This window comes from Treponema sp. R6D11 (genome assembly GCF_054786075.1).
This window is the reverse complement of record NZ_BDHD01000302.1, coordinates 1-1553: the sequence shown is the minus strand read 5'-3', so window position 1 is coordinate 1553 and position 1553 is coordinate 1. Positions and strand designations below refer to the sequence as shown.

Annotated in this window: 1 protein-coding gene; it reads left to right on the top strand. The window is 38.8% G+C overall.

The window, feature by feature from the left end; translation table 11 throughout:
• Nucleotides 1-1553: hypothetical protein (locus tag ACYVTD_RS12530; RefSeq protein WP_461248087.1), on the top strand; the 1553-nt coding region annotated here is incomplete at both ends.

Here is a 1553-nt window from a genome sequence, read left to right as displayed (position 1 = left end):
GTAGAAGACAATACGGAATCTAAATTTACTACAACACGCAATTTAAAAGTAGGCATTGACAACTTCTACCCAAGCGGCACTATAGAAACCTCAACTATGGCTTATGACAATATAAGTGCCAATAAATTCTTCCTTGTTCAGGGAACAGCGAAGGACTGGGGAACCGGTTCTGGCGTGCTCCAGGGACTGGAACGGGTTTTAGTGTACTTTGAAAAAGCAAAAATAACATATAGCACCCCTGGTACTTTTACCAGTACAAGAAAGGTAGAAGGAAGTCAAACTATGATTGACCCGAGTGGTGGCGTAATTCCTTCTGGTACTTCAGGTTATTTTGTCGAGTATCCTGATGTAATGGATACTACAAAGACTCTTTTATCGAATCCGGCGGAACCGAATGTAAAAAACGGTTTCTCAGGACCAAAGCTCATTTATGATGAAATAAAAAAAATATATACATCACCCTCCGCTATGGTTATTGACTACGCGGAAAATGATCCTTTGCAAGACTATGACGATGACGGAACATACGGAGAAAAATGGATAGGCTTAACAGATAAAACATGGGAAGCAAGAATGATGATTTCCGATAGGCTTACCGGATCACAAAAATTTAAAGACGGTCCATATATAGTTCATTATCTTATAATGGATACGGCAGGTAACACCACCCATTACCAAAAAGACATCTATGTAGAAAACAACAAGCCGATCATTACCGGCATTAACATTGGTACGGACATTAACTTTAATAATACTGTTACTTACCCTGATGAATACAGGACTCAAGCTTATATAGTGAATAATAATTCAGAGAACAAAGGCTTTATAGAAACACCTAACAGTGAATTTAGGATTCGCAATAAACTATTTGGAGTTAGCATTACTTGGGGAAAGGGCAATGATGGTAAAACAGCAAAAATTACCTATGTTACACAAGGCTCCAAAATACCTGTTACAAGCATGAAAAGAGGTCGTGTTTATCAGATTGCCAATACCGCGCCGACTACCGACTTTACCAAGTATGGTTCTCCGAATGGTTATAAAGATACTGTATTTGTTGCCTCTTGCGCAGGCGAAGGAGAAGCTGAAGTTTATGAGTTCAATGATGGAAATTCACAAAGTTTAAGTTTGGGGCAGGCAACAGAAGCAACTACTACAGCTAATATATTTAGTAGTTTTACAGGAATTACTGATACAGAGACGGGACTGTTTGTCGTAAAAGTTTACGATACAACTGTTTCAACCACTTCAAACGGCGGAACAGCAGTAGACCCCGAATTTGATCAACTGGCTCAGGCAGTACTGCTTTCAGTATCTGTAAACAATACTGATATTATTGATCCTCAAATTGAAGTAGGAAATTTTGGCACTAGACATAAAACGAAAATTAATGGGAATGCCTCAAAATGGGAAGACAATGAGTTAACAAATGTTGTCGACGCGGTTTACTCCGATTATGTTGATACAACGACAACCGGCATAAAAAATGGTTATGTTCAGTATCAAGCGCATTCAACGCCAAATACTACGGCAAACATAAGCGGTAAAGTAAT